The 22,836-nt window shown below is 61.1% G+C and carries 18 protein-coding genes and 1 tRNA gene; 3 read left to right on the plus strand and 16 right to left on the minus strand.

Annotation, left to right across the window (positions count from 1 at the left end):
• Positions 1-252 precede the first annotated feature (252 nt).
• The 4 genes from NWI_RS08945 to NWI_RS08965 all read right to left on the minus strand — a co-directional run bounded on the left by NWI_RS08945 (position 253) and on the right by NWI_RS08965 (position 6,183).
• Positions 253-2,745 carry a penicillin-binding protein 1A gene (locus tag NWI_RS08945; protein ID WP_041345555.1) on the minus strand — a complete coding sequence of 831 codons (2,493 nt, stop codon included), beginning with the start codon at positions 2,743-2,745 and terminating at the stop codon, positions 253-255.
• Positions 2,746-3,065: 320 nt separating this feature from the next.
• Positions 3,066-4,016 carry an IS481 family transposase gene (locus NWI_RS08950; RefSeq protein ID WP_011313641.1) on the minus strand — a complete coding sequence of 317 codons (951 nt, stop codon included), beginning with the start codon at positions 4,014-4,016 and terminating at the stop codon, positions 3,066-3,068.
• An 84-nt stretch (positions 4,017-4,100) separates the two neighbouring features.
• A protein-coding gene (locus tag NWI_RS16950) for an IS5 family transposase (RefSeq protein ID WP_148203819.1) occupies positions 4,101-4,843 on the minus strand; the annotation gives its coding sequence in 2 pieces (ribosomal slippage) (positions 4,101-4,534 and positions 4,534-4,843; 744 coding nt in all).
• Positions 4,844-4,914: 71 nt separating this feature from the next.
• The gene (locus NWI_RS08965) at positions 4,915-6,183 is read right to left on the minus strand and encodes an N-acetylmuramoyl-L-alanine amidase (protein WP_011314976.1); all 1,269 of its coding nucleotides are present in this window, start codon (positions 6,181-6,183) and stop codon (positions 4,915-4,917) included.
• A gap of 702 nt (positions 6,184-6,885) precedes the next feature.
• Here NWI_RS08965 and NWI_RS08970 point away from each other — a divergent pair.
• Positions 6,886-10,002 carry an Rne/Rng family ribonuclease gene (locus tag NWI_RS08970; RefSeq protein ID WP_041345556.1) on the plus strand — a complete coding sequence of 1,039 codons (3,117 nt, stop codon included), beginning with the start codon at positions 6,886-6,888 and terminating at the stop codon, positions 10,000-10,002.
• 185 nt (positions 10,003-10,187) lie between these two features.
• Here NWI_RS08970 and thiL read toward each other — a convergent pair whose 3' ends face one another.
• The 9 genes from thiL to NWI_RS09015 form a co-directional block, all read right to left on the minus strand.
• Positions 10,188-11,159: a thiamine-phosphate kinase gene (gene thiL / locus NWI_RS08975; protein ID WP_011314978.1), complete on the minus strand. Its 972-nt coding sequence runs from the start codon at positions 11,157-11,159 to the stop codon at positions 10,188-10,190.
• 189 nt (positions 11,160-11,348) lie between these two features.
• Positions 11,349-11,834 (minus strand): transcription antitermination factor NusB, encoded by a 486-nt coding sequence (gene nusB / locus NWI_RS08980; protein WP_011314979.1) that lies wholly within the window; start codon positions 11,832-11,834, stop codon positions 11,349-11,351.
• A 7-nt stretch (positions 11,835-11,841) separates the two neighbouring features.
• Positions 11,842-12,333 (minus strand): 6,7-dimethyl-8-ribityllumazine synthase, encoded by a 492-nt coding sequence (gene ribH, locus NWI_RS08985; RefSeq protein WP_011314980.1) that lies wholly within the window; start codon positions 12,331-12,333, stop codon positions 11,842-11,844.
• A 670-nt stretch (positions 12,334-13,003) separates the two neighbouring features.
• Complete coding sequence (locus NWI_RS08990; protein WP_011314981.1) at positions 13,004-13,633, minus strand: riboflavin synthase; 630 nt, start codon at positions 13,631-13,633, stop codon at positions 13,004-13,006.
• A 172-nt stretch (positions 13,634-13,805) separates the two neighbouring features.
• Entirely contained in the window at positions 13,806-14,969 is a 1,164-nt protein-coding gene (gene ribD / locus NWI_RS08995) for a bifunctional diaminohydroxyphosphoribosylaminopyrimidine deaminase/5-amino-6-(5-phosphoribosylamino)uracil reductase RibD (protein ID WP_011314982.1), read from the minus strand.
• Positions 14,966-15,448 carry a transcriptional regulator NrdR gene (gene nrdR / locus NWI_RS09000; RefSeq protein WP_011314983.1) on the minus strand — a complete coding sequence of 161 codons (483 nt, stop codon included), beginning with the start codon at positions 15,446-15,448 and terminating at the stop codon, positions 14,966-14,968. The genes ribD and nrdR overlap by 4 nt, the downstream gene beginning before the upstream one ends.
• Positions 15,449-15,579: 131 nt before the next feature.
• Positions 15,580-16,881: a serine hydroxymethyltransferase gene (gene glyA / locus NWI_RS09005; RefSeq protein ID WP_011314984.1), complete on the minus strand. Its 1,302-nt coding sequence runs from the start codon at positions 16,879-16,881 to the stop codon at positions 15,580-15,582.
• Between the two features lie 184 nt (positions 16,882-17,065).
• Positions 17,066-17,260 (minus strand): DUF3606 domain-containing protein, encoded by a 195-nt coding sequence (locus tag NWI_RS09010; RefSeq protein WP_041344953.1) that lies wholly within the window; start codon positions 17,258-17,260, stop codon positions 17,066-17,068.
• Positions 17,261-17,328: 68 nt separating this feature from the next.
• Positions 17,329-17,628: a hypothetical protein gene (locus NWI_RS09015; protein ID WP_011314985.1), complete on the minus strand. Its 300-nt coding sequence runs from the start codon at positions 17,626-17,628 to the stop codon at positions 17,329-17,331.
• A gap of 164 nt (positions 17,629-17,792) precedes the next feature.
• Here NWI_RS09015 and NWI_RS09020 point away from each other — a divergent pair, with 164 nt between their 5' ends.
• Complete coding sequence (locus NWI_RS09020; RefSeq protein WP_011314986.1) at positions 17,793-18,794, plus strand: DUF4062 domain-containing protein; 1,002 nt, start codon at positions 17,793-17,795, stop codon at positions 18,792-18,794.
• Between the two features lie 63 nt (positions 18,795-18,857).
• Here NWI_RS09020 and NWI_RS09025 read toward each other — a convergent pair.
• Positions 18,858-18,942, minus strand: a tRNA-Leu gene (locus NWI_RS09025).
• 131 nt (positions 18,943-19,073) lie between these two features.
• Positions 19,074-19,316, minus strand: a complete 243-nt coding sequence (locus NWI_RS09030; protein ID WP_041345558.1) for a FliM/FliN family flagellar motor switch protein — start codon at positions 19,314-19,316, stop codon at positions 19,074-19,076.
• A 63-nt stretch (positions 19,317-19,379) separates the two neighbouring features.
• Here NWI_RS09030 and lipB point away from each other — a divergent pair, with 63 nt between their 5' ends.
• On the plus strand, positions 19,380-20,075 hold the full coding sequence (lipB, locus tag NWI_RS09035; RefSeq protein ID WP_011314988.1) for a lipoyl(octanoyl) transferase LipB: 696 nt from the start codon (positions 19,380-19,382) through the stop codon (positions 20,073-20,075).
• Between the two features lie 65 nt (positions 20,076-20,140).
• On the opposite strand, the gene NWI_RS09040 is transcribed toward lipB, so the two are convergent.
• Positions 20,141-22,705, minus strand: coding sequence for a TonB-dependent siderophore receptor (locus NWI_RS09040; protein ID WP_049750573.1), 2,565 nt, complete (start codon positions 22,703-22,705; stop codon positions 20,141-20,143).
• Between the last annotated feature and the right edge of the window lie 131 nt (positions 22,706-22,836).

Raw genomic sequence — 22,836 nt, forward strand, 5'->3', positions numbered from 1 at the left:
AGCCCGCAAAGCGCAATCGTGTCGGACGTGAAACCCGAAGGGAGCGCGGGCTCGCCGCAAGAAAATGCGACCAGACAATAATTTCGAGAGCATGGTCTGTTTCAACCTGATCGGATCACGCTCCATAGCGTTTTCGAGCGAAGCATGTCCTCGGGCTTGAGCCCTAAGGATGGAATCCGGTTCGCGTCAAGAAAACGCGTCAGAACAACAATCCAGAGCTTCGCTTCTGATTCAATCAGAAGCGATCATGCTCTAGTAAAGCCCTCCGGTGCCGGGCCGGAACAGGCTGCGGTCGGCGTCGGGCAGCGGCTGCGGCTCGCGTCCGTCTGCATCAGCCACGCCGATCACGGAATAGTTGTCAGGCGGCGCCGTGCCAGGCTTGAAAGCTTCAAGGATCGTCTTGCCACCGCTGCCGGGGCCTGCACGCATGCCGGACTTGGCGTCAACGCGAACCAGCTTGATACCGGGAGGAATGCGGAACGGAGTGGCCGGCTTGTCGGCAAGCGCGATCTTCATGAAGTCCCGCGCGATCGGAGCCGCCAGATGTCCGCCCGTCGCCCTGCGGCCGAGATTGCGCGGCTTGTCATACCCTATATAGATGCCGACCACGAGGTCTGGCGAGAATCCGATGAACCAGGCATCCTTCTGGTCGTTAGTCGTGCCCGTCTTGCCGGCGATCGGCTTGCCGACCTCGCGCATGACCGTGGCGGTGCCCGCCTGCACCACACCTTCCATCATGGAGGTGATCTGGTAAGCCGTCATTGAATCCAGCACCTGCTCGCGGTGATCGATCAACTGGGGTTCGGATTGATTCTTCCAGCCCTCCGGCGCCTCGCAGCCGCGGCACTCCCGCGCGTCGTGCTTGTAGATGGTGTGACCGTAACGATCCTGAATGCGGTCGATCAGGGTCGGCTTCACGCGCCTGCCGCCGTTGTCGAACATCGAATACGCGGTCACCATGCGCAGCACCGTGGTCTCGCCGGCCCCCAGTGCGTAGGACAGATAGTTCGGCAGTTCATCGTAAACGCCGAAGCGCTTGGCATACTCGCCGATCAGCGGCATCCCGACATCCTGCGCCAGGCGGACCGTAACGGTGTTGAGCGAAAGCCGCAGCGCGTTTCGGAGCGTTTGCGGACCGTAGTACTTTTCTTTCGAGTAGTTTTCCGGCCGCCAAACGCCCGAGCCGCGCCCCTGGTCGATCTCGATCGGCGCATCGACCACGACCGTGGAAGGCGTGTAACCGTTGTCGAGCGCCGAGGAATAGACGAGCGGCTTGAACGAGGAGCCTGGCTGCCGGTACGCCTGCGTTGCCCGATTGAACTGGCTTTGATCGAAGGAGAAGCCGCCGACCATGGCCAGCACACGGCCGGTCCGCGGATCCATCGCCACCATCGCGCCGGACACTTCAGGCAACTGGCGCAACCGGTATTCTCCCTCGACGATCTTGCCATCCTTCGCGATCAGGGGATCGGCATAGATCACATCGCCGGGCGAAAGCACTTGAGACACCTTTGTCGGCGTACGACCTCGCGCCGACCCGGACGTGGCCTTGGCCCATTTCACCCCGTCAAGCGTGATCAAACCTGTTCGCCGCTCGCGGCTTACGGCGCCCCCAAGCTCGCGTCCGGGCTGGAAGCCGATCCGCGCCGATTTGTCGTCGGACTCGAGCACGACCGCCATTCGCCACGGGGAGATATCGGACAACGATTTGACCTCGGCGAGTTTCACCCCCCAGTCGCCGGAGATGTCGAGCTTGCTCACCGGCCCGCGCCAGCCCTGAGCTTCGTCATAGGTGACGAGGCCATTGGCCATGGTCTTGCGCGCGATCACCTGCAATTCCGGATCGAGCGTCGTCCTGACGGACAGGCCGCCCCCGTAGAGCTTTTCTTCGCCATAGCGTTCGAACAGGTCGCGACGAACCTCCTCAGCGAAATATTCGCCGGCGAAAGTATGCGCCCCGTTGGAGCGGCCCGTGACGATCAGCGGCTGCTTGCGAGCTTTTTCCGCGTCGGCCTGGTTGACCCAGCCGTTCTCCAGCAGCCGGTCGACGACATAGTCGCGCCGTTCGATCGCGCGTTCACGGTTCTTGACGGGGTGCAGCGTCGAGGGCGCCTTTGGCAGGGCCGCGAGATATGCGGCCTCGGCGACGCTCAATTCGTTGACCGATTTGTCGAAGTACACGAGCGATGCGGCCGCGATACCGTACGCGCCAAGGCCGAGGTAAATCTCGTTCAGATACAGTTCGAGTATCTTGTCCTTGGAATAGGTGCGCTCAAGGCGCATGGCCAGCAATGCTTCCTTGATCTTGCGGGTAAAGGAAACTTCGTTGGTCAGAAGAAAGTTCTTGGCAACCTGCTGGGTGATCGTGGAGGCGCCCTGCGGTCTCTTGTTGGTGCCGTAGTTCTGAGCATAAAGCAGCGCCGCGCGCGCCATGCCCTGATAATCGATGCCGCCGTGCTCATAGAAATTCTTGTCCTCCGCGGCCAGGAACGCGTTGATGACCAGCTTCGGCACGGCCTGTATCGGCAGGTAGAGCCGGCGCTCCTTCGCATACTCGCCGAGCAGCGAGCCATCCGATGCATGCACGCGCGTCATCACCGGCGGCTCATAATTCTGAAGCTGGGAATACTCCGGCAGGTCCTGGGAAAAATGCCAGATCAATCCCGCGACCGCCGCGACGCCGACCAGAAACAGAATGGTCCCCGCGGCAAACAGAAAGCCCATGAACCGCAGCAGCAAGCGCATCATCGAATGTCCGTTTTGTTATCCGGAACCTGATCATCGGCGACTACAGCGCCGACTACAGGCATCGTCGCCGGGTGGACGCGTTTCGTTCGTCGAGGCATCCGCCCGGATCGGGCATGCCGATTCTGGCGATTCCGCGAGTTCACGAAACTTTTCTATAGGGTGGACGCTGTGTCCAAACTAGGGCTTCTCACCCGCAATGCGCCGCTTTTCATGCTTATAGCGTTTTCGAGCGAAGTGGAAACTGGTTCGCGTGAAGAAAACGCGTCAAAACATAAAGTATGGAGCCCTTCACCGCTTCCATGAAGCGGTGAAGGGCTCTAGGTGTTCAGTCCCGGCATTTGATGGATTGGATCGATGATGAATCGATCGGGCTCTGAAGTCCATCGTTTGCAGATGAACTCGTAGGGTGTGAGGCCTTTGAGCGTCTTCAGCCTTCGACCGAAGTTGTATGCCTTGATGAAGTCCTGAAGGTGCCGGCGCAGTTGGTCATGATTGTCGTAGTGGAAGCGCTTGACGGTGGCGTCCTTGATGGTGCGGTTCATCCGTTCCACCTGTCCGTTGGTCCAGGGATGGTTGATCCTGGTGAGCCTGTGCTCGATGCCGTTCTCGTCGCAGACGCGATCGAAGATGTGGTGGAACGCATATTTGTGACGGGCGTGGTTGGTGAACTGGATGCCGTTGTCCGTCAGCACCGTGTGGATGGCATAGGGAACTGCCACGATGAGGTTGCGCAGGAACTGAGCCGCGACCATCTTGCCCGCCTCTTGGTGGAGCTCGGCGTAGGCGAACTTCGAAGTGCGGTCGATGGCCACGAACAGGCGCAGCTTGCCCTCAGCCGTCTGCACCTCGGCGATGTCGATGTGGAAGTAGCCGATCGGGTAGCTCCTGAACGTCTTCCTGATCGGCTTGTCGCCTTCGACCTCCGGGAGCCGGCTGATGCCGTGACGGTGCAGGCAGCGATGCAATGAAGACCGCGACAGGTGCGGGATCGTTGGCTGAAGCGCGTAGAGGCAATCATCGAGCGGCAACAGGGTATGCTTGCGGAAGGCGACGATGATCGCCTCCTCCTCGGATGAGAGCACCGTCGAGCGCGGATCTTTCGGTCCCGTCGGAAGGTCGGCCACCGAGGTCCGCTTCTTCCATTTTGCGACGGTCTTCTGGTTGATCCCGTAGCGTTTCGACAGCGCTCTCAGGCTCTCTTCACTATTTTGTATTGCTCGACGGATTGCCTCTGTCGTCGTGGCGCTCCCGTGAAGAACCTGTCCCATAGCGCATCCTTCCATTCTCCGGAAAATAATGCACCATCAAATGCCGGGATCAAACAACTAGGTCATCGACTCATTAAATCGCAACTAGATGCGGATTGAGGCGAGCTTGATGGAGGTGAGGAAGTTGTCGTCACGTTTGTCATATCTGGTGGCGACGGCGCGATAGTGCTTGATTTTGTTGAAGAAGCGTTCGACCAGATTGCGCTTGCGATAGAGCCGTCTGTTGAATTGCAAGGCCGCAACGCGATTTGACATCGGCTTCACATTGGCTCTCGCGCCGCGCGCGGCCAGCGTTTGACGCAGGGCGTTGGAGTCGTAGGCCCGGTCGGCCAGCAGCACGTCGCCGCGTTCGACGGTGTCGATCATGTCCTGCGCGCTACGCCCGTCATGGGCCTGGCCTTCGGTGATCTTGAGGACGATCGGCAGGCCGCAGGCATCCACCAGCGCGTGGATTTTGGTGGTCAGCCCGCCGCGCGAGCGACCCATGCAACGGGATCGCGTCTGTTTTTTTGACCGTTGGCCGCATGTTGATGCACGCGGATCGACGACGAATCGATCATTTGGATGTCGCCATCGTAAGCCTTTGAAATAGCCGACAGAATGCGATCCCACACGCCTGCCTTGCGCCACCGGTTGAAGCGGTTCACGCAAGTGGTGTGCGGGCCGTAGCGCGCTGGAATGTCCGCCCACGGCGCACCGGTGCGCAGCCGCCAGAAAATCCCGTTCAGCACCCGCCGATCATCCACCCGTGCAACGCCGCGCGACTTGTTCGGCAACAGCGGCTGGATCACAGACCATTCAAAATCCGTCAGATCAAAACGTGCCATTCAATCCTCCCACCTCTGGAGATTGAATCACGCATCCCGTCCAAACGGAACCCCGTTTATGGGTTCGTGACCTAGTCCACCGGAGCGGCTGATACGACCCTTTTTGCAAGGAACGCCTCGATGGCCTTAGCCACCGACCGGACCGTCTTTGAACGCCACTCTTCGGATGCCATCTGGCGAAGATCCGCATTATTCGAAACGTAACCCAGTTCGACCAGCACCGACGGCACATCGGGAGCTTTAAGCACTCTGAATCCGGCCGACTTCAGCGGGTGCTTGTGCATTCGCGCGGAGGTTTTCATCTCACTCATCAGCAGCCGGGCGAAACGATTTGAGAACGTGCGCGTTTCCCGCCGCGCAAGGTCGATCAGGATATCGGCCACCTCGGTCGGCTCCTCGGTCAGGTCGACGCCGCCGATGGCGTCCGCCTTGTTCTCGGCTTCGGCCAGCCGTTCCGCCTCGCGGTCCGAGGCCCTGTCCGACAGCGTATATATCGTTGCGCCCCGCGCATCGCCTTCGTGGCGCGGCAAGGCGTCCGCGTGAATCGACACGAATAATGAAGCGCCATTGTTACGGGCGATGCGCACCCGCTCGGCCAGCGGGATGAAAGTGTCGTCGGTCCGGGTCATGACGACACGGAACCTGCCGCCCTGCTCGATGCGATCGCGCAAGGCTGTGCCGAAGGCCAGCACCAGATCCTTTTCGCTTTCTCCCGTTGACGCCTGGGTTCCATTATCGAGTCCGCCGTGGCCTGGATCGATCACGACCACGAGGCGGCCGTCCGCGACTCCGGGCGAGCCAGGCGTATCGGCAACGGGCCCGGGAGGACCAGTATCCTTCGCCGGTTCCGGGCTGCTCGATCGCGCCAGCAAGCGGTTGAATGCGGCACGGTCGACGGCCTCAAGTTCGACGACGAGACGGGAGGGCTGACCGTTCGCGGCGTCAAGCACGTAGGCTTTCCCGATTTTCGCAGGTCCTGCGAGATCGAAAACGATACGCGATCCGCCCGGCATCACCAGGCCGTAGCGAAACGCCTTGATCAGGCCGCGTCCCGCCTCCCCGGCCTTTGGCGCAAGATGGAAACTGACCTGGGGAGTGTCGATCACGACCCGATAAGGATCGCTCAGCAGAAAAGCGCGAAGATCGATCTTCCTGTCGAGATCGAGGACGAAGCGGGTCTGTTTCAGATCACCCGCGACACGCACCGCGGAGGCGACCGGAAAATCAACCGCGACCTCGGGGCGCGCGGGCTCGTTCCCGGCGGCCAACGAAGCCGCGCCGGGAGCAAGCATCGCTGCGGCGCATAGCCAGACGATTCCCAGATTTGCGCGGCACGCCAACGAACCCATGCCTCCGAACTGCCTTCCAATCGCAATAGAACCGCACGGTTAATCCCGGCTTAATCGATCACGACTGTTTAGAGATGTTGCAGGCTGGCGACGCTGTCCCTTGCATGAGACGGGCAATCCACGTATGTAGGTGAGTGCTGACGGCTAAACTCACGGTTGTGTCGCGTTCAGCCTCCCGAGAGCGGCGTAGGGCTTCAACTTGCTGGAAGCCCGGCGTTTCCTGATCCCCTCCACACAGCCAGCGCAACGCGCGGCCGAATCGCAGAGGTGTTTTTCAGGTTTGGGAGGCATCCTGTCCCAGGTTATCATTTGAACCGGGGGCGACTTGGAGAGGTCGTATCCGATTGTCCCGGCCCTTCGGCCACCAGGTACGACAACCGGCAGGTGCCTTGGCGCCGCGTCGGTCCGGCAGCGAGAGAGATATACGGCGGTGTTTTGTTTGCCGCCAACCTGTTCAGACGGGCTGACGCCTGATGCGCCATACTGAGAAGCCGACCATTTTTTCCGCAAGGACCGCGCCGAGGCGAAGTGAAGGCTTCGCGGATCGCGTCTCGCAGGAAGCAGGGTCGGTACGGCGTACGGGATCGCGGCGCAGCCTTCCCCTCACCCCCGAATCAGGTGGACCGTTGCATGGGCCGGCCGCGCGCCACGCGCTTGCCATGTCATGCGCCCTCCGCCTCCAAGAGCTTCAAAATGCCCAACAAGCCCAACAAAATGTTGATCGACGCCACCCACCCGGAAGAAACCAGGGTGGTGGTGGTCCGCGGTAACCGCGTCGAGGAATTTGATTTCGAATCCGCCCAACGCAAACAACTGCGCGGCAACATCTATCTGGCCAAGGTCACCCGGGTCGAACCGTCTCTACAAGCTGCGTTTATCGAGTACGGAGGAAACCGGCACGGTTTCCTGGCGTTCAGCGAAATCCATCCCGACTATTATCAAATTCCGGTCGCCGACCGTCAGGCGCTGATCGAGGCGGACGAGCGGGCGCACCGCGAGGCCGAGGAGGAGTCCGAAGATCGCTCCAGCCGCCGTCGTTCGCGGCATCGCAACGCCCGCCGGCGCGATCATGGCGAACGCGTGCAAAGCGCCGTTGTCGAGAACGGGGAGCATCAGGTCGCGGGCGCGGACGGGACGCAATCCGACCCGTCGCATTCCGACCCGTCGCATGATGAATTCGCGGCTGGCGACCACCTCGGGCAACAGCACGACGTACAGGATCACGATCAGCCGAACGATCCGGATCACCATCATCTGGATGATGACGATCATTCGCACGAGTCTGGATCAATCTCGTTATACGGCTCCGACTACGAAACCGTCGCGGACCACCTGCCGGAGTCCCCGGACTTCGCTTTCGCCGCTGATTCCGATAATGGGGATCACGAGCAAGACGAAAATCAGGAGGATACCGGTGACGATCAGGTTGCCGCGTCTTCGGAAGAGGATTTGCCCTCGATAGCGCCGCATGACGCGGTCGGCTCGGAGCCTTCTGCTGACGACGGCGCCCGGGACGATCAGGTCGAACCGGCGATATCTTCCTCTCCGAATGAGGATCATGCGCTCGGCGTACATGCGAGCGGTGATCACGACCACGACGAGCCTCATGCCGAAGAATTTCATGGGGATGAGGTCCGTGTCGAAGATCGCGCCGATGATGATGGCGACGATGACGAAGAAGAGGAGCAGGTCGAATCCGTCGGCGGCGATGATGCTCTCGAGGAAGTGCCGGAGCGGGCGTTCCGGCCGCGCCGTCAGTACAAAATCCAGGAAGTCATCAAGCGCCGCCAGGTCATGCTGGTGCAGGTCGTCAAGGAGGAGCGTGGCAACAAGGGCGCGGCGCTGACGACCTATCTGTCGCTGGCCGGCCGGTATGCCGTGCTCATGCCCAATACCGCGCGCGGCGGCGGCATCAGCCGCAAGATCACCTCGGCGCAGGACCGTTCGCGGCTCAAGGAAGTGGTCCAGGACCTCGATGTCCCCGAGGGAATGGGAGTCATCCTGCGCACCGCCGGCGCTGCGCGCACCAAGCCGGAGATCAAGCGCGACTTCGAGTATCTGATCCGCATGTGGGAAACCGTGCGCGATATGACCCTGCGGTCCCAGGCGCCGACGCTCGTTTACGAGGAAGGCTCGCTGATCAAGCGCTCCCTCCGCGATCTCTACAGCAAGGAAATCGACGAAATCCTGGTGGCCGGTGAAGCCGGCTATCATGAAGCGCGCGGTTTCATGAAGATGCTGATGCCTTCCAACGCCAGGGCCGTGAAGCAGTATCGCGACTGCCAGCCCCTGTTTTCGCGGATGGGCGTCGAGAGCCAGCTGGACGCGATGTTTCTGCCGACGGTGCAGCTTCGCTCCGGCGGATATATCGTCATCAACCAGACCGAAGCGCTGGTGTCGATCGACGTCAACTCAGGCCGCTCGACCCGCGAACATCACATCAAGGACACCGCGCTCAAGACCAATCTCGAGGCTGCCGAGGAAGTCGCCCGGCAGTTGCGGCTGCGCGATCTTGCCGGCCTGATCGTCATCGACTTCATCGACATGGACGAGAAGCGAAGCAACCGCGCGGTGGAGCGTAAGCTCAGCGAGTGCCTGCGCCACGATCGCGCGCGCATCCAGGTCGGTCGAATTTCGCACTTCGGTCTTCTGGAAATGTCGCGCCAGCGCATTCGCGCCAGCATGCTGGAAAGCTCGACGGAGCCCTGCCCGCAATGCGGCGGCAGCGGCCATGTTCGCTCGGTACCCTCGGTGGCGCTACAGTTGTTGCGCAGCCTCGAGGAAGTTCTGATGAAAGGCGCGACGCACAACCTTATCGTACGGACGCGCATCAACGTCGCGTTGTATGTGCTCAATCAGAAGCGCGAGCATCTGCGCGCCCTGGAGCACAGCTTCAGGGTTGGTCTCTCCGTGGTCGCCGACCCCGCGATCGCGGGTCAGCAGTCCTTCGTGATTGATCGCGGCGAGCAGGTGCATACCCTGGAGGCCGCAAAAGCGCTATTGGCGACACAACTCGTCACATACCCGCCACAAGCTGAGGATGTTCAGGACGACGAACCGACGCTGGATACGGAGACCGAGACCGAGGCCGATGACGCCGAAGTTCGCGTCGATGAGCAGGCAGGCGGTGAGACCGAGGGTGACGGCCGCAAGCGCAGGCGACGCCGTCGGCGTGAACGCTCCAGCGAAACGAACGACAGCCAGGTCTCACAAGCGGTCGAGGTTCCGGACAGCGTCCAGATTGCCGCCGAGTTCGCCGCCGCGCGCTTCATGATCGACGACGTCGAGAATGAGGGAGAGGACTCTTCGGCGCAGGAGAGCGCGGCGCCAGCCGATCAGCCTGCGGACGAACGCCGCCCGCGACGGCGCGGGCGTCGCGGCGGACGCCGGCGCCGCGGCACCAACGGTGCGAATCCTGTCGATTCGGCTTCCGACGAACTGAACGTCACTTCGGTATCGGAAGCCGTCGACGCTGTCGCGGACCTCGATTCCGTGTCGCTGGCGCCGGAAGCGCGGAGCGAACCGGCTGAATCTGAAACTCAGCCACAGCAGCAGAGCGAAGAGTCGGCGAGTTCCCCGGCTGAAACCGGAAACGGCACCGTTCCGGAGCCCGAGAAAGCTGTTTGCCGTCGCTCGACGGTGCGTGAGAAGGTGAGCTTCACCTCGCAGGAAGAACCGCCTTCCGTTCCGGTCGTTCAAGGCGAGCCGGAAGAGTCGACGCCCGAGGCGCAACAGCCTCCGCAAGCATCGGACGAAACCCGGCCGCGCCGCGCCGGATGGTGGTCGCGCCGGTTCGGTGGCGGCACCTGAACGGGCCTCCGCTCTCATAAGCAAACGCCCGGCCTGGATTACGATGGTTTTGGATCGAATCGATCCAAAACCATGAACATGATCAATTCCAGTATTTCGAGACGCGGGATGCGGGCGGACAACCGCACCCACTTTTCCTCATCCCGCTCTGGCCGGGCATTTTTGTAGGGCCGAGAGGCCCGTTTTCAGAAGTGGCTGTAGGAAAGCGGCGGGAGCGCGATATCCCCGCCTTTTGCATCGCGCCATTTTGGAGCCGCGTTGCCCGCGACGACCTCTCCGATCGACGTTACGGCGACGCCGGCGCTGCGGGCCGCCTGCGCGAAATCATCCCAGTGACCCTTCGCGACTGTACACAAAATCTCATAATCGTCGCCGCCGCTCACAGCGGAGGCGAAGCTCGCCTTTCCCTGCTCGATCACTTCGCGCGCAGCTTCGGAAAACGGAACGGCCGCAGCATCGATAATTGCCGAAACTCCGGACGCTCTGCAAAGTTTTGCGAGATCACCGGCCAGACCGTCGGAAACATCCATCGCCGCCCGCGCATGGTCGCGAACAGCCGGTGCGAGGTGAACGCGCGGCTGCGGGATCCGGTATCGCTCGATCAGCGGCTCACAAATCCTGGGATCGCTGACCGTCACGTTGCCCGAGAGGATGGCGAGCCCGAGCGCCGCGTCGCCGATCGTGCCGGAAACGGCGATACGGTCGCCGGGCTGCGCGCGGCTGCGCAAGATCATTCCATTGCGTGGCGCGCGACCGAAGGCCGTGATGGACATCGTCAACGGCCCCGGCGTCGCCACCGTGTCACCGCCAAGCAGCGGGCAGTCAAAGGTGATGGCGTCGTCGGAAAGCCCGCTCGCGAAGGCTGCGAGCCATCTCTCGTCCAGTTCACGCAAGGCCAGAGTCAGAACGAATCCGGCGGGCGTGGCTCCCTTGGCGGCGAGATCGGAAAGATTGACCCGCAATGCTTTTCTGGCGACAGTTTCAGGGGGATCGCTGGTCCGAAAATGCACCCCTTCGACAATCGCGTCGGTCGTGATCACGAGATCGTCGCCGCCGCCTTTCAAGATCGCCGCATCGTCAGTGAGCCCGAGCGCGCCCGGATCGGTCGCGATCGGCTTGAAGTAGCGAGCGATCAGATCATCTTCACCGGACGGCATGCGTTGATCCTTGCGAGCGTGATCCTCGCCACAGTCAAATTCGTCATGGCCGGGCAAAGCCGTTCGAGGAAACGGCGTCGCTTCCGCTCGCCTATGTCCCGGCCATCCACGTCTTTTCCAAACTCAGCAAGACGTGGATACCCGGCGTAAAGCCAGGCATGACGACATCACCTCGTCTTCCGCCCTGCCCTACCCTCGCGCAAACTCCCCGGTGCGAAAACGGCGCGCGATCTGGTCGAGCACTGCATTCACCATGCCTGCTTCATCCTTTTCGACGAAAGCGTGCGCGACATCGACATATTCAGAAACCACCACCCGCGCTGGAACATCCTTGCGGTGTTCCAGTTCGTACGAGCCCGCGCGCAGCACCGCGCGCAGGATCGCGGCGACCCGCTTCAGCGGCCAGCTTTTCGACAGCGCGTCGTCGATCAAGGGATCGATCCTCACCTGATCGCGAACCACGCCCGCCACCACATCGCGAAAGAAGGCGGCCTCGGCAGGAAGATACCTGTCGCCTTCGACTTCGTTGCCGAGCCAGTGGCTATCGAACTCCGCGAAGACATCGTTGATGCCTGCGCCGCCGATCTCCATCTGATACAGCGCCTGCACCGCGGCGAGCCGCGCCGCGCCGCGCCTGTTGGCCTTCCTGTCAATGCTTGCCTTGATGTCCGCCATCGCTCCGTTACGCCTTCGCCAACCGGCGTTTCATCCGCAGCATCGTCAACGCCGCCTGCGCGGCATGGCCGCCCTTGTTCAATTCGCCCGCACGCGCCCTCGCCCACGCCTGCGCATCGGTGTCGACGGTGATGATGCCATTGCCGAGAGCGACGCCACGCTTCACCGACAGATCCATCAGCGCGCGCGCGGATTCCATCGAGACGATCTCGAAATGGATGGTATCGCCCCGCACGACGCACCCGAGCGCCACCACGGCATCGTAAGGCTCGCCGCGCCGTTCTGCCGCATCAAGCGCGAAGACGATGGCCGCGGGAATCTCCAGCGCACCCGGAACAGTGACGACGTCATGACGGACGCCGGCGGATTGCAATTCGGCGACCGCTCCTTCGAGCAACGCATCCTGGATATCATCATAGAACCGCGCCTCCACGATCAGAACGCGCGCACCGGAGACGCTCGTTTGATCTTTAAGCGGTGCGTGCCTTGCCTCTGCCATACCTGCTCCGGTTCGCCGAGCCTGCCCGGTATCCGTTATTGTTGAAAAGAGCTAGAGCATTTTTCTTCTGATTGAATCAGAAGCGAAGCTCTGGATTGTTTTGACGCGTTTTCTTACGCGAACAGGTCATCCACCCTCGGGCTAGAGCCTTTCCGCTTCTGATAGAATCAGAAGCGGGTCCTATGATTTTGATTTGACGCGTTTTCTTCACGCGAACCGGTGTCCACTTCGCTCGAAAACGCTCTAGTGTAGTGGTTCAGAGGTTCGCTTCATTGCCCATCGAGTCGGTCAAGCGAACTTCTGAACCTAAACCACAATAGAATCATAAAGTTGCTAGAGCGGGATGAGGAAAAGTGTGTAGCGGTTTTCCGCCCGCATCCCGCTCTAAAATGTTGGAATCGATCACGTTCATGGTTTTGGATCGATTCGATCCAAAACCATCGTGATCTAGTGTCCCTTTGATTCCGAAGTTCGTATCAAAGTTTGCGGCAAGGGTATGCGAACTTCGGAATCGGGACACTAGAGCATTTTCCGGCGAAGTGGATACCGGTTCGCCACAAGAAAATGCGACCAGACAACCATTTCTAGAGCATGGTCCGATTTAACTTGATCGGATCATGCTCTGAACCCAAGGATATGCTTCGCTCGAAAACGCTATAATAGTCGCGTATCATGCCTCCGTCGAGGAGACGCAGGTCATTTCGCTCAGGCGCGCGGCATAACGCGCCATCAGGTCGACCTCGATATTGACCTCGCTGTTGGGACGCCAGTCCCCCAGCGTGGTAAGGTCAAGCGTGCGCGGAATCGTGAGCACCGAAAACGCCTCGTTCCGAACGCTGTTCACCGTCAGCGATACGCCGTCCAGCGTCACCGAACCCTTGACCGCAATGAACCGCGCCAACTTCGGAGCGGTCGAGAATTCAAAGCGCGCCATGCCGTGCTGATCGTCGCGCGTCAGTATGGTCGCGATTCCGTCGACGTGACCCGCGACAATATGGCCACCAAGCTCGTCCCCGATCTTCAATGCGCGTTCAAGATTGAGCCGCGTGCCCACACTCCAGTGCTTCGCCGTCGTCACGTCGAGCGTCTCAGCCCCGACATCGACATCGAACCAGGTCAAGCCGGCGGCGACGCCGGAGGCAACGACCGTCAGACACGCGCCGTTGCAGGCGATCGATGCGCCATCCGCGATGGTGCCTTGATCGTAGTGACAGAGGATACGGAGGCGGTGCAGCCGGTTCTGCGCCGTGAGCGTGACGCTTTCGATCTCGCCGATGTCGGTCACTATGCCGGTGAACATCAGAACCTTCCGAATCCAGTACATCCGCAGCGGCCGAAAGAGATAGACGCCCGGCACCGGGACGGGCATGACGGATTCAAACGTAACTCAATTTAGAGCATTTTCCGGCGAAGTGGATACGGTTCGCCACAAGAAAATGCGACAGGCAAGAATTTCCAGAGCATGGTCGGATTCAACTTATGCTCCGGACACGTTCGTAAATCGCGAGGGCGTCCTGATCCAGCGTCTCGCCCGCACACATCCTGAACTCCGGCGACCCGGTAATGACGGTCAGCGGCAAGGCCCCGAGTGCGGCCACGCCGTCGTCGCCGATCGGATCCGGACCGCGCAGCAGCCAGGCTTCGTCAACCAGCGCCGCCGCGATAAACGACGCCGCGACGCGCGCGCCGCCTTCCACCACCAGCCGGGTGACTCCGCTTTCCGAGAGAGCCCGGAGAACCGCCACGAGATCGAGCCCGGGCGCTCCAGCCGCGCCCGGAACGCGCATCACCCGCGCGCCGGCCGCGCCAAGCTTCATCGCCCTTGATGCTTCGGCAAATTCCGAGGTCATGATCCAGAGCGGGGTCTCGCGCGCGGACTGAACAAGGCGGCTGCTTTCCGGAATGCGCAGCGCCTGATCCAGAACCACGCGTAGCGGCGAGCGTGTTTCCATGCCGGGAAGCCGGCAGGTCAGGAGAGGGTCGTCCGCCAGTACGGTGCCGATGCCGACCAGGATCGCGCTGCATTGCGCGCGCAGAAGATGCGCTCGCGCCCGCGCCGCCTCGCCTGTGATGGCGACCGGCACGCCTCCGGCGGCGGCGATCTTTCCGTCGCTGGACACCGCGAGCTTGAGAATGATGTGCGGGCGTCTGTCCCGTACCCGCCGGAAATGTCCGGCATGGTGGTGCGCCGCCTCGGCCGCGCAAAGTCCGATCTCCACTGCCACGCCAGCAGCGCGCAATCGCGCATGGCCCTGCCCGGAGACTTCGGGCGTGGGATCCTCGATCGCGGATACAACCCGCGTAATGCCGGCTGCGATCACGGCGTCCGCGCAAGGCGGGGTTTTTCCGACATGAGAACACGGCTCCAGCGTGACATACAATGTCGCACCACGCGCCGCCTCCCCCGCGCGCCGCAGCGCCTCGGCCTCCGCGTGCGGACGCCCTCCCGGCTGGGTCCAGCCGCGGCCGACGATCACGCCGTCCTTCACGATGACGGCGCCCACGGCCGGGTTGGGTGCGCTCGCGCCCAGGCTACGACGTCCCAGCGCAAGCGCGAGCTGCATGAAATGCAAATCGACGGTCCTCTCCGTCCGGAGGCTGGCGCCGTGCTCCTCCTCCAGAACGCCGACGATCATTTGCGCAGCGGAACCCGCCGCGGGTCGTCCTCGCTGGAGAGTTCGCCCAGTACCGCCTCGAAATCCTTGGCCTCGCGGAAATTGCGGTAGACCGAGGCGAAACGCACATAGGCCACATCGTCGAGGCTGCGCAGGTGCTCCATGACGATCTCGCCGATGGTTTCGGACGAAATTTCAGCCTCACCGCCACTTTCGAGTTCGCGGACGATGGCCGAGACCATGGTTTCGATGCGCTCGGGCTCGACCGGCCGCTTGCGCAAGCTGATTTGCAGCGAGCGTACCAGCTTGTCACGATCGAACGGCACCCGCCGGCCGTTGCGCTTAATCACCGTGAGTTCGCGCAGTTGCACCCGCTCAAACGTCGTGAACCGGAAATTGCAGGCCATGCAGACCCGCCTGCGCCGTATGACGGCGGAATCCTCGGTCGGCCGGGAATCCTTGACCTGCGTATCCAAACTGTTGCAGCTCGGGCAGCGCATCGGTTATTCCCTGTCATTGCCGGGCTCGACCCGGCAATCCATCATTCTCACAAGATCGATGGATGCACGGATCAAGTCCGCGAATGACCCCGTAAGTTTGAAAACGTCTGCGGATCCCATCGACCCCAACTTTATTGATAGATCGGAAAGCGATCCGTCAGCGCCTTCACCTTCTCCTTCACCGCCGCCTCGACCAGCGGGGCCTTGCCGTCCTCGGCCTGTGCGATGGCCGTAAGCACTTCCGCAATCAGGCCGCCGACCTGTTTGAACTCGCTCACCCCGAAGCCGCGCGTGGTGGTGGCCGGCGTACCGAGACGCAGGCCCGAGGTCACGAACGGCTTTTCGGGATCGAAGGGAATGCCGTTCTTGTTGCAGGTCAGGCCGGCGCGAACGAGCGCCTTTTCCGAAACGTTGCCTTTCAGTCCCTTGGGGCGCAAATCCACCAGCATCAGGTGGTTGTCCGTGCCGCCGGAGACGATGTCGAACCCATGACCACGCAGGCTTTCAGCAAGCGCTCTAGCGTTTTCGACAACGTTCTTCGCGTATATCTTGAAGTCCGGCCGCAGCGCTTCACCGAGCGCCACGGCCTTGGCGGCGATGACATGCATCAGCGGGCCGCCCTGCAACCCCGGAAAAATGGCCGAATTGAACTTCTTGGCGAGCGCTTCGTCATTGCACAGGATCAGGCCGCCGCGCGGGCCGCGTAGCGACTTGTGGGTCGTGGTCGTCGTCACATGCGCGTGCGGGACCGGCGACGCATGGACGCCCCCGGCAACCAGACCCGCGAAGTGCGCCATATCCACCATCAGATAGGCGCCGACGCTGTCGGCGATCTCGCGAAAGCGCTTGAAATCCCACGGTCGCGAATAGGCCGAACCGCCGGCGATGATCAGCTTCGGCTTCACCTCCTCGGCGCGGCGGGCTACCTCGTCCATATCGATCAGGTGATCGTCGCGCCGCACGGTATAGTGCGCGACCTTGAACCACTTGCCGGACATGTTGACCGGCGCGCCGTGCGTCAGGTGCCCTCCGGCAGCCAGATCCAGCCCCATGAAGGTATCGCCAGGCTGCAGCAGCGCCAGAAACACCGCCTGGTTCATCTGGCTGCCCGAATTCGGCTGGACGTTGGCAAAACGGGCGCCGAACAGTTTCTTGGCGCGCTCGATGGCCAGCGTTTCGGCGACATCCACCCATTCGCATCCGCCGTAATAGCGCGCGCCCGGATAACCCTCCGCGTACTTGTTGGTCATCACCGAGCCCTGCGCCTCCAGAACCGCACGGCTGACGATGTTCTCCGACGCGATCAGTTCGATCTCGTGACGCTGACGGCCCAGTTCGCCGGTGATCGCGGCGGCGATCTCCGGATCGGCTTCGGCCAGCGTGCCCGCGAAGAACGGATCAGGGGCGGAAGCGGTCTTGGCGGAAGAATCCATGCAAAAAATACCCTCGGCAGCGCAGACCGTGATGCACGGGTGCGAACAGCAATGGCGGATGGTCGAAGCGGCTTCCGTCAGATAGCACATCGAAACGGAGCAGCCAAGGTGTTGCGGCTCGGCTCCGACGTTCGGCCAATATATGGTGGATGCCTGTCGCGAAATCCCGGCGAGGGAACGTTTATTATTGCTTTTCCAAGCGATGCCGTACGGCGGCCAGCGACGGACCTACCTCGGAAATCGTCTCCAGCAGTTTCTCGCGGGATACGTTCAGCCGGCTTGCCCAAAGCTCGGTCTGGACGTCGTCATTCGGGTCCACCGCGACGGCGGGTTTCTGGTACGTGGATATCACGGAGGCGACTGTGACAAGCCGGATCATCCCGCAATCCTAGCATTCGAGCGGCGTTCCGCCACCCTGCCCGGCAACCACGGTTAAGATCCGGTGCTCTACTTAGGGAAACAGTGGCCAACCGTGAGCCAGAATACCCGGGCCAGGGATCCTCTGGCGGTTCCTCGCTTTGCTGATGCTGTATCCAGCGGGCGATCGTGTCCGACCGAGCAATCAAGGCCGTCATCGACCAGCCGTCGTGTGGAAGTATAGCGGCCCCGGGCATGGCGTTCGGCAATAAGCGCCTGCTCGTACTCGTCGGACGATGAAAAGAGGCAGGCGAAGCCGCCGCGAGCCGCCGTCGCGGCGGTTTCGAGCGACAGGATATCGTTTCGAGTGTTGCTGCGTGAGATCATCATGAACGAAGCCTATGAGTCGCATGGTAAACAAAAGATTAACCCGCAACGGGTGGGGCCGCGACCTGCCCGAAACGCCTTCCACTTATCCCGGCCACATGACAAGTGATTGACAAATCCGGGTGCCGGCAGCGCAGGGTCAAGTCCCGCGACAAGGAAAAGTTCAAGTGGATCGGGTTTTTCAGATTTTCATTGCTTCAGTGGACGCCGATCTGAAGGAGCGTCAGGCCGTCGGCAACACGCTGGCAAAGGCGGGATACATGCCCGCCGGCATGGAGTCGTTTCCGGTCACCGATCAACAGCAACTGGACTATATCAAGCGGATCATCGATCGCAGCGACTATTACATCATCATCGTCGGCCGCCGTTACGGCTCACTGTCCGATCATGAACTGATTTTCGCGGAAGATGTCTTCGCGTATGCGCGATCAAAGGACATTCCGATCCTTGCGTTCCTTCCGGAAAAACCGGGCCACGCCACAGGCGGAGCGATCGAGCCGGAGCCTCCGCTGAAAGAAAGGCTGGATACGTTCAAAGCTCGCTTGAGCACCAGCCGCATCGTCGAATTCTGGAGCAACGAAAACGATCTTTGCATGAAAGCCATGATGGCCGTCGCAACGGCCGTGAACTTGAAACCCGGTGTGGGCTGGATACGCGGAGACCAGGCCGTCAATCCCAAGCTTTTTCAGGAACTGGAAAAGCTGCGGACGGAGAATGCGGACCTGCGCCAGAAGCTGGCCGATCTTGATCGTGACAAGTCATCGTCTCACCCGGCCGAGGTGGAGCCGGATAACTCGGTTACCGTGGAATTCCTTGTCTACCGGTCGGAAGAAGGAGCCCCGGACTCGATATCGCGGCCGGTCCTGTTGGGCGACCTTTTTACCGGGCTTTATGGTCACCTCCTCAAGAGCCCGTCCGAGGCCTATGTTCGGGAGCTTGTCGGATACTGGTATCGGCAGAAGCTTCACATCTCCGATTATTGCGAACTCAGCGAAAAGAGCGCGGTCATCATTCGGGAAAAGCTGGAAGCTCTGGGTTTGATCAAGCCGCGGTCGATCATGGCGGGCTTTTCCAATCACGTCGCCTGGTCCCTCACCGAAAAAGGACGACGTTTTTCCGAGTCCGGGCACCTGCCCAGGATCGGTCACTCAGGCTCCACCGCGACTTGATCAACCGTGCGCAGGCGATGTTGACGACGAAACGCGGATACTTCTCGATCCGACTTTTTCAGGTGGTGCGCTCGAAAGGACTCGAACCTTCACGATGTTACTCACTGCCACCTCAAGGCAGCGCGTCTACCAATTCCGCCACGAGCGCTAAATCGGGTCAGGCTCGCCGCCGGACCGATCGACGGCACCGATGTAACAAAACAATGATGGAGGGACAAGGCCCCGCGAGAAGTCCCTCCTCCCGATCGGTGGATTGGAAGGCAGCCTTGGGAGGAAGCGTTATCGGCGGTCCGGCGCGCGCGGCAGCATCTGCTTGACTTCGACCGTGATGCGGTTCCGGTTGACCATCACGACGCCGCTGGCGACCGGGAGGTTGTTGGCGAGGATCTTGACCTCATCCTGCTCGGTGGCGTCAAGCTCGATGATGGCGCCACGGCTGAGCCGCATCACCTGATGAACGGGCATGGACGTGGTGCCCAGAACCACCATGAGATCGACCGATACTTTGTCGAGCGTCGCCACGAAATTCAGACCCGGAGCCATGCCAATTGCTACGGTTCCACACCACCACATGATGGTTAGCCAATGATTAACAGTCGCCAGACCCTCGATTTGAAGCTGTTCGCGGCCTCGCCCGGCGAGCCCGTGGACTGGCGGCGGTCGGATCAACCGGTGCCGTATCCGGGAGCGGTCGACGCCATGGAAAGGCGGGCCGCGGCGATCGCCTCTAGCGAGGCCGCGGAGCAGGTCTGGCTGCTGGAGCACCCGCCGCTTTACACCTGCGGCACCAGCGGACGCGAAGCCGATCTGGTGAAGGCCCGCTTTCCGCTATTTTCGACCGGCCGTGGCGGCCAGATCACCTATCATGGCCCCGGCCAGCGCATCGCCTACGTCATGCTGGATTTGAAGCGCCGCCGTCCCGACGTGCGGGAGTTCATTGCCTGCCTGGAGGAATGGATCATCCGCACGCTCGACGCCTTCGGCGTCAAGGGAGAACGGCGCGAGGATCGGGTCGGCGTCTGGGTGGCGCGACCGGACAAGGGGCCGGGCCATGAGGACAAGATCGCGGCGATCGGCGTGCGGCTGCGCCGCTGGGTATCGTTCCACGGCGTCTCGCTCAATGTCGATCCCGATCTCAGCCATTTCGCCGACATCGTGCCCTGCGGCGTCTCCGACCCGCGTTACGGCGTGACGAGCCTCGCGGACCTTGGTTTGCGTGTCAGGCTGACCGATATCGATCAGGCATTGAAGCGCACCTTCAGCGAAGTGTTCGGTTCCTGAGAATCCCGCGTTTATTTGACGGGATCGATGATATTGATCCCGGTAGCGGCAATCAAAGCACGTGTCTAAAACCTCGCCCGCGCGCTCAGCAGGAAATTACGTGGCGGGCCGTACCAGTTAGCGTAGTCTGCGTATCCCATCGTCTGGTAATATCTCTTGTCGAAGACATTATTGACGTTGAGCGTCGCGCTCCAGTGCTGATTGATCTTGTATTCCACATACAGATCGACCACCGCGCGGCCCGGCTCGGTAAATTCAAACGGGGCCAAAGGTCCGTCATATTCTCCGGTATTCGGGTTTAAGGTTCTCGCCTCTCCCTTCCGGTAGAATGAACTTTGCGCGGTCACGCCGCCGCCGACTTTCCACCCATCAAGCGGCCCTCGAAGCGCATAGGTCGTCCACAGCTTGAACAGGTGCTTGGGAGTCACCGTGCTGTAACGGCCGCCTGCGACTACATTCTCATTGTCGTTGAAGGTGTAGCCTGCCTGAACCCGCCACCCCTCGGCGATTTCGCCACTGACCTCGGCATCCACGCCCCGGCTGACAATGCGGCCCTGACCGAGAAAACAGCAATTACGGCCCAGGTCGCCGGTAACCGGCGGATAGGCCGGGTCCGGCACCGCCTCGCCGTTACGGTTGACATGATAAAGCGCGATGCTCGTATTCAGGCGCCCGTCGAGCAGGCTGCCTTTGACGCCGGTCTCGTAAGTGCGCCCCGTGACGGGACCGAGCGGTGTTCCGGGTAATGGTCCGCTGAGAGAATTGGCCTGCGGCTGATAGGTCTCGGCAAAGCTCGCATAAGCGGACCAATGCGTCGAGAAATCATACACCAGGCCCAGGGAAGGCGTAAAAACCTTGTTGTCATCGAACCTTGTAAGTGTCGTGCCGGTGATGTTCCCCGTATTCCTGTCAAAGGTAGTGATGGCATCGTCGTAATTATACCAGCTCAACCGTCCACCGACGATAAGCGTGAGCGGATCAGCGATTTTCGCCGCCAGCGACCCGTAAACGCCTTTTTGCGTGATTTTGGTCGCCCACTGGAAGATTCGAAAGTAAGGATCATTTAATCGAAAATCGGCTGGATCGAACTCGAATATGTTCGGAACAAATATAGTGCCGCCGTTGCGTGCATTTGTTTCTCCGCCGCTGTCATATCGGATTATATTCGCGCCCAATATCAGCTTGTGGTCCATGCCAAGCAGATGGAATGATCCCTTCAACACGGCATCCAACGTGCTCTGGGTCTCGTTACGATAAAATTGCCTGCCGTGTCCCGTGCCGCTCCGAAGGCCGGACAGGGTGATCGGATCAATCGCACCCCAGAAGACCTGAGTTTTTTCGTCAACCTTGCTGTGCGCTCGCGACGCCTCGATTCCCAGGGTCCACTTGTCTCCGAGCTCCTGATCAAGGCGAACGAACTGCTTGGTGGTGTTCCTCAGCCAGCGGTTTTCGTCAGGCGCGAGAAACGTGCTGCGTGGCAAGCCTATATCTGCTCCGTTCGAGTAGCGCGGCAAGCCATAGCGCCAGTTCGAACCATCCTGACGCATGATGTCGCTGCCGAATGTCAGCATCGTACTGTCGGTGACGTCGGCTTCGACAATTCCATAGAGCAGGTATTTGTTGCTCTTTGCGACATTGTAGAAAAACTCCCGGTCCTCATAGACGCCGACGAAGCGTCCGCGAACGGCGCCGTTCGCGTTGAGAGACCCGCTGACGTCCAACTCACCTCGATAGTTATTCCAGCTTCCGCCTCTGGCGAGCGCATTCATCTGAAACTGGCTGGTCGGCTTCTTGCGCACGAGATTGATAACGCCGCCGGGCGCGCCTGAAACGCCATAGAGCGCATCGGAGCCACGCAACACCTCGACGCTGTCATACATCGCGAGGTCCGCTTGCGATGTGGTCAGGCCGCCCGCGTAAGTCTGGCTGTATGACCGCGACAACAACGGGCTGTTGCCGTCGATCTGGAAGTTCGTGATCTCGAAACCCCGCGAATAGAAACCCGAACTTGAACTGCTTTGTTGCTCCACCGTGATGCCGGGCGTGTACTCCATGACATCTTCCAGCGTCCTCAGCCCCTGATCCCGCATGCGCTGGTGCGTCATGACAGTGACGGTCTGCGGCAACTCCCTCAGCGACTGTCCCTTGCCGAAAGACGACTGGCTCGTCGTGTAGGACTCGGTGCCCTCGGTCCTGCCAGGACGAGTTGCCCCCTCCACATCGATCGTATCGAGCGCGATCGCACCCGCCGGCGCGGCACCGGTGGCAGTCGCGCCGGGCTGCGTGATCAATACGTTTCGCGAATCCTTGAACGAATAGCTCAGGCCGGAGCCTTGAAGAATGCGCGCGATGGCCTGCTCGCGCGTCGCCGCGCCCTGAATTCCCGGCGAGGTCTTGCCGCTCGCAATGGAGGCTTCATAGGAGAGCTGGATTCCAGACTGCCTGCCGAAAGCGGCGAGGACTCGATTCAAGGGACCGGCGGGAATGTTGAAACTGGTCTGGGCCTGCGCGAGCGCCTGGCTTTGCGGCGCCGCGCTGCCGCCGATCACCGCCGTCGTCGCCAGCAGCGCCGCGATCAGCGCCTTGCGAACATCCTTGCAAAATGCGCTTCCGCGAAACCTGTACTCCAAAGCCCTCTGCCCCAAATCTCCTTGTCGCATTTCCGAACTACCCCCGAGTGTCATTCGGGACTGGCGGCTCGCTGTTCGATGCAGTCCCTACAGGGCTTTACGAACGGGCTTCCGAAATTTTCTGTTTTTTT

Origin of the sequence: Nitrobacter winogradskyi Nb-255 (assembly GCF_000012725.1) — a bacterium.
GTDB lineage: Bacteria > Pseudomonadota > Alphaproteobacteria > Rhizobiales > Xanthobacteraceae > Nitrobacter > Nitrobacter winogradskyi.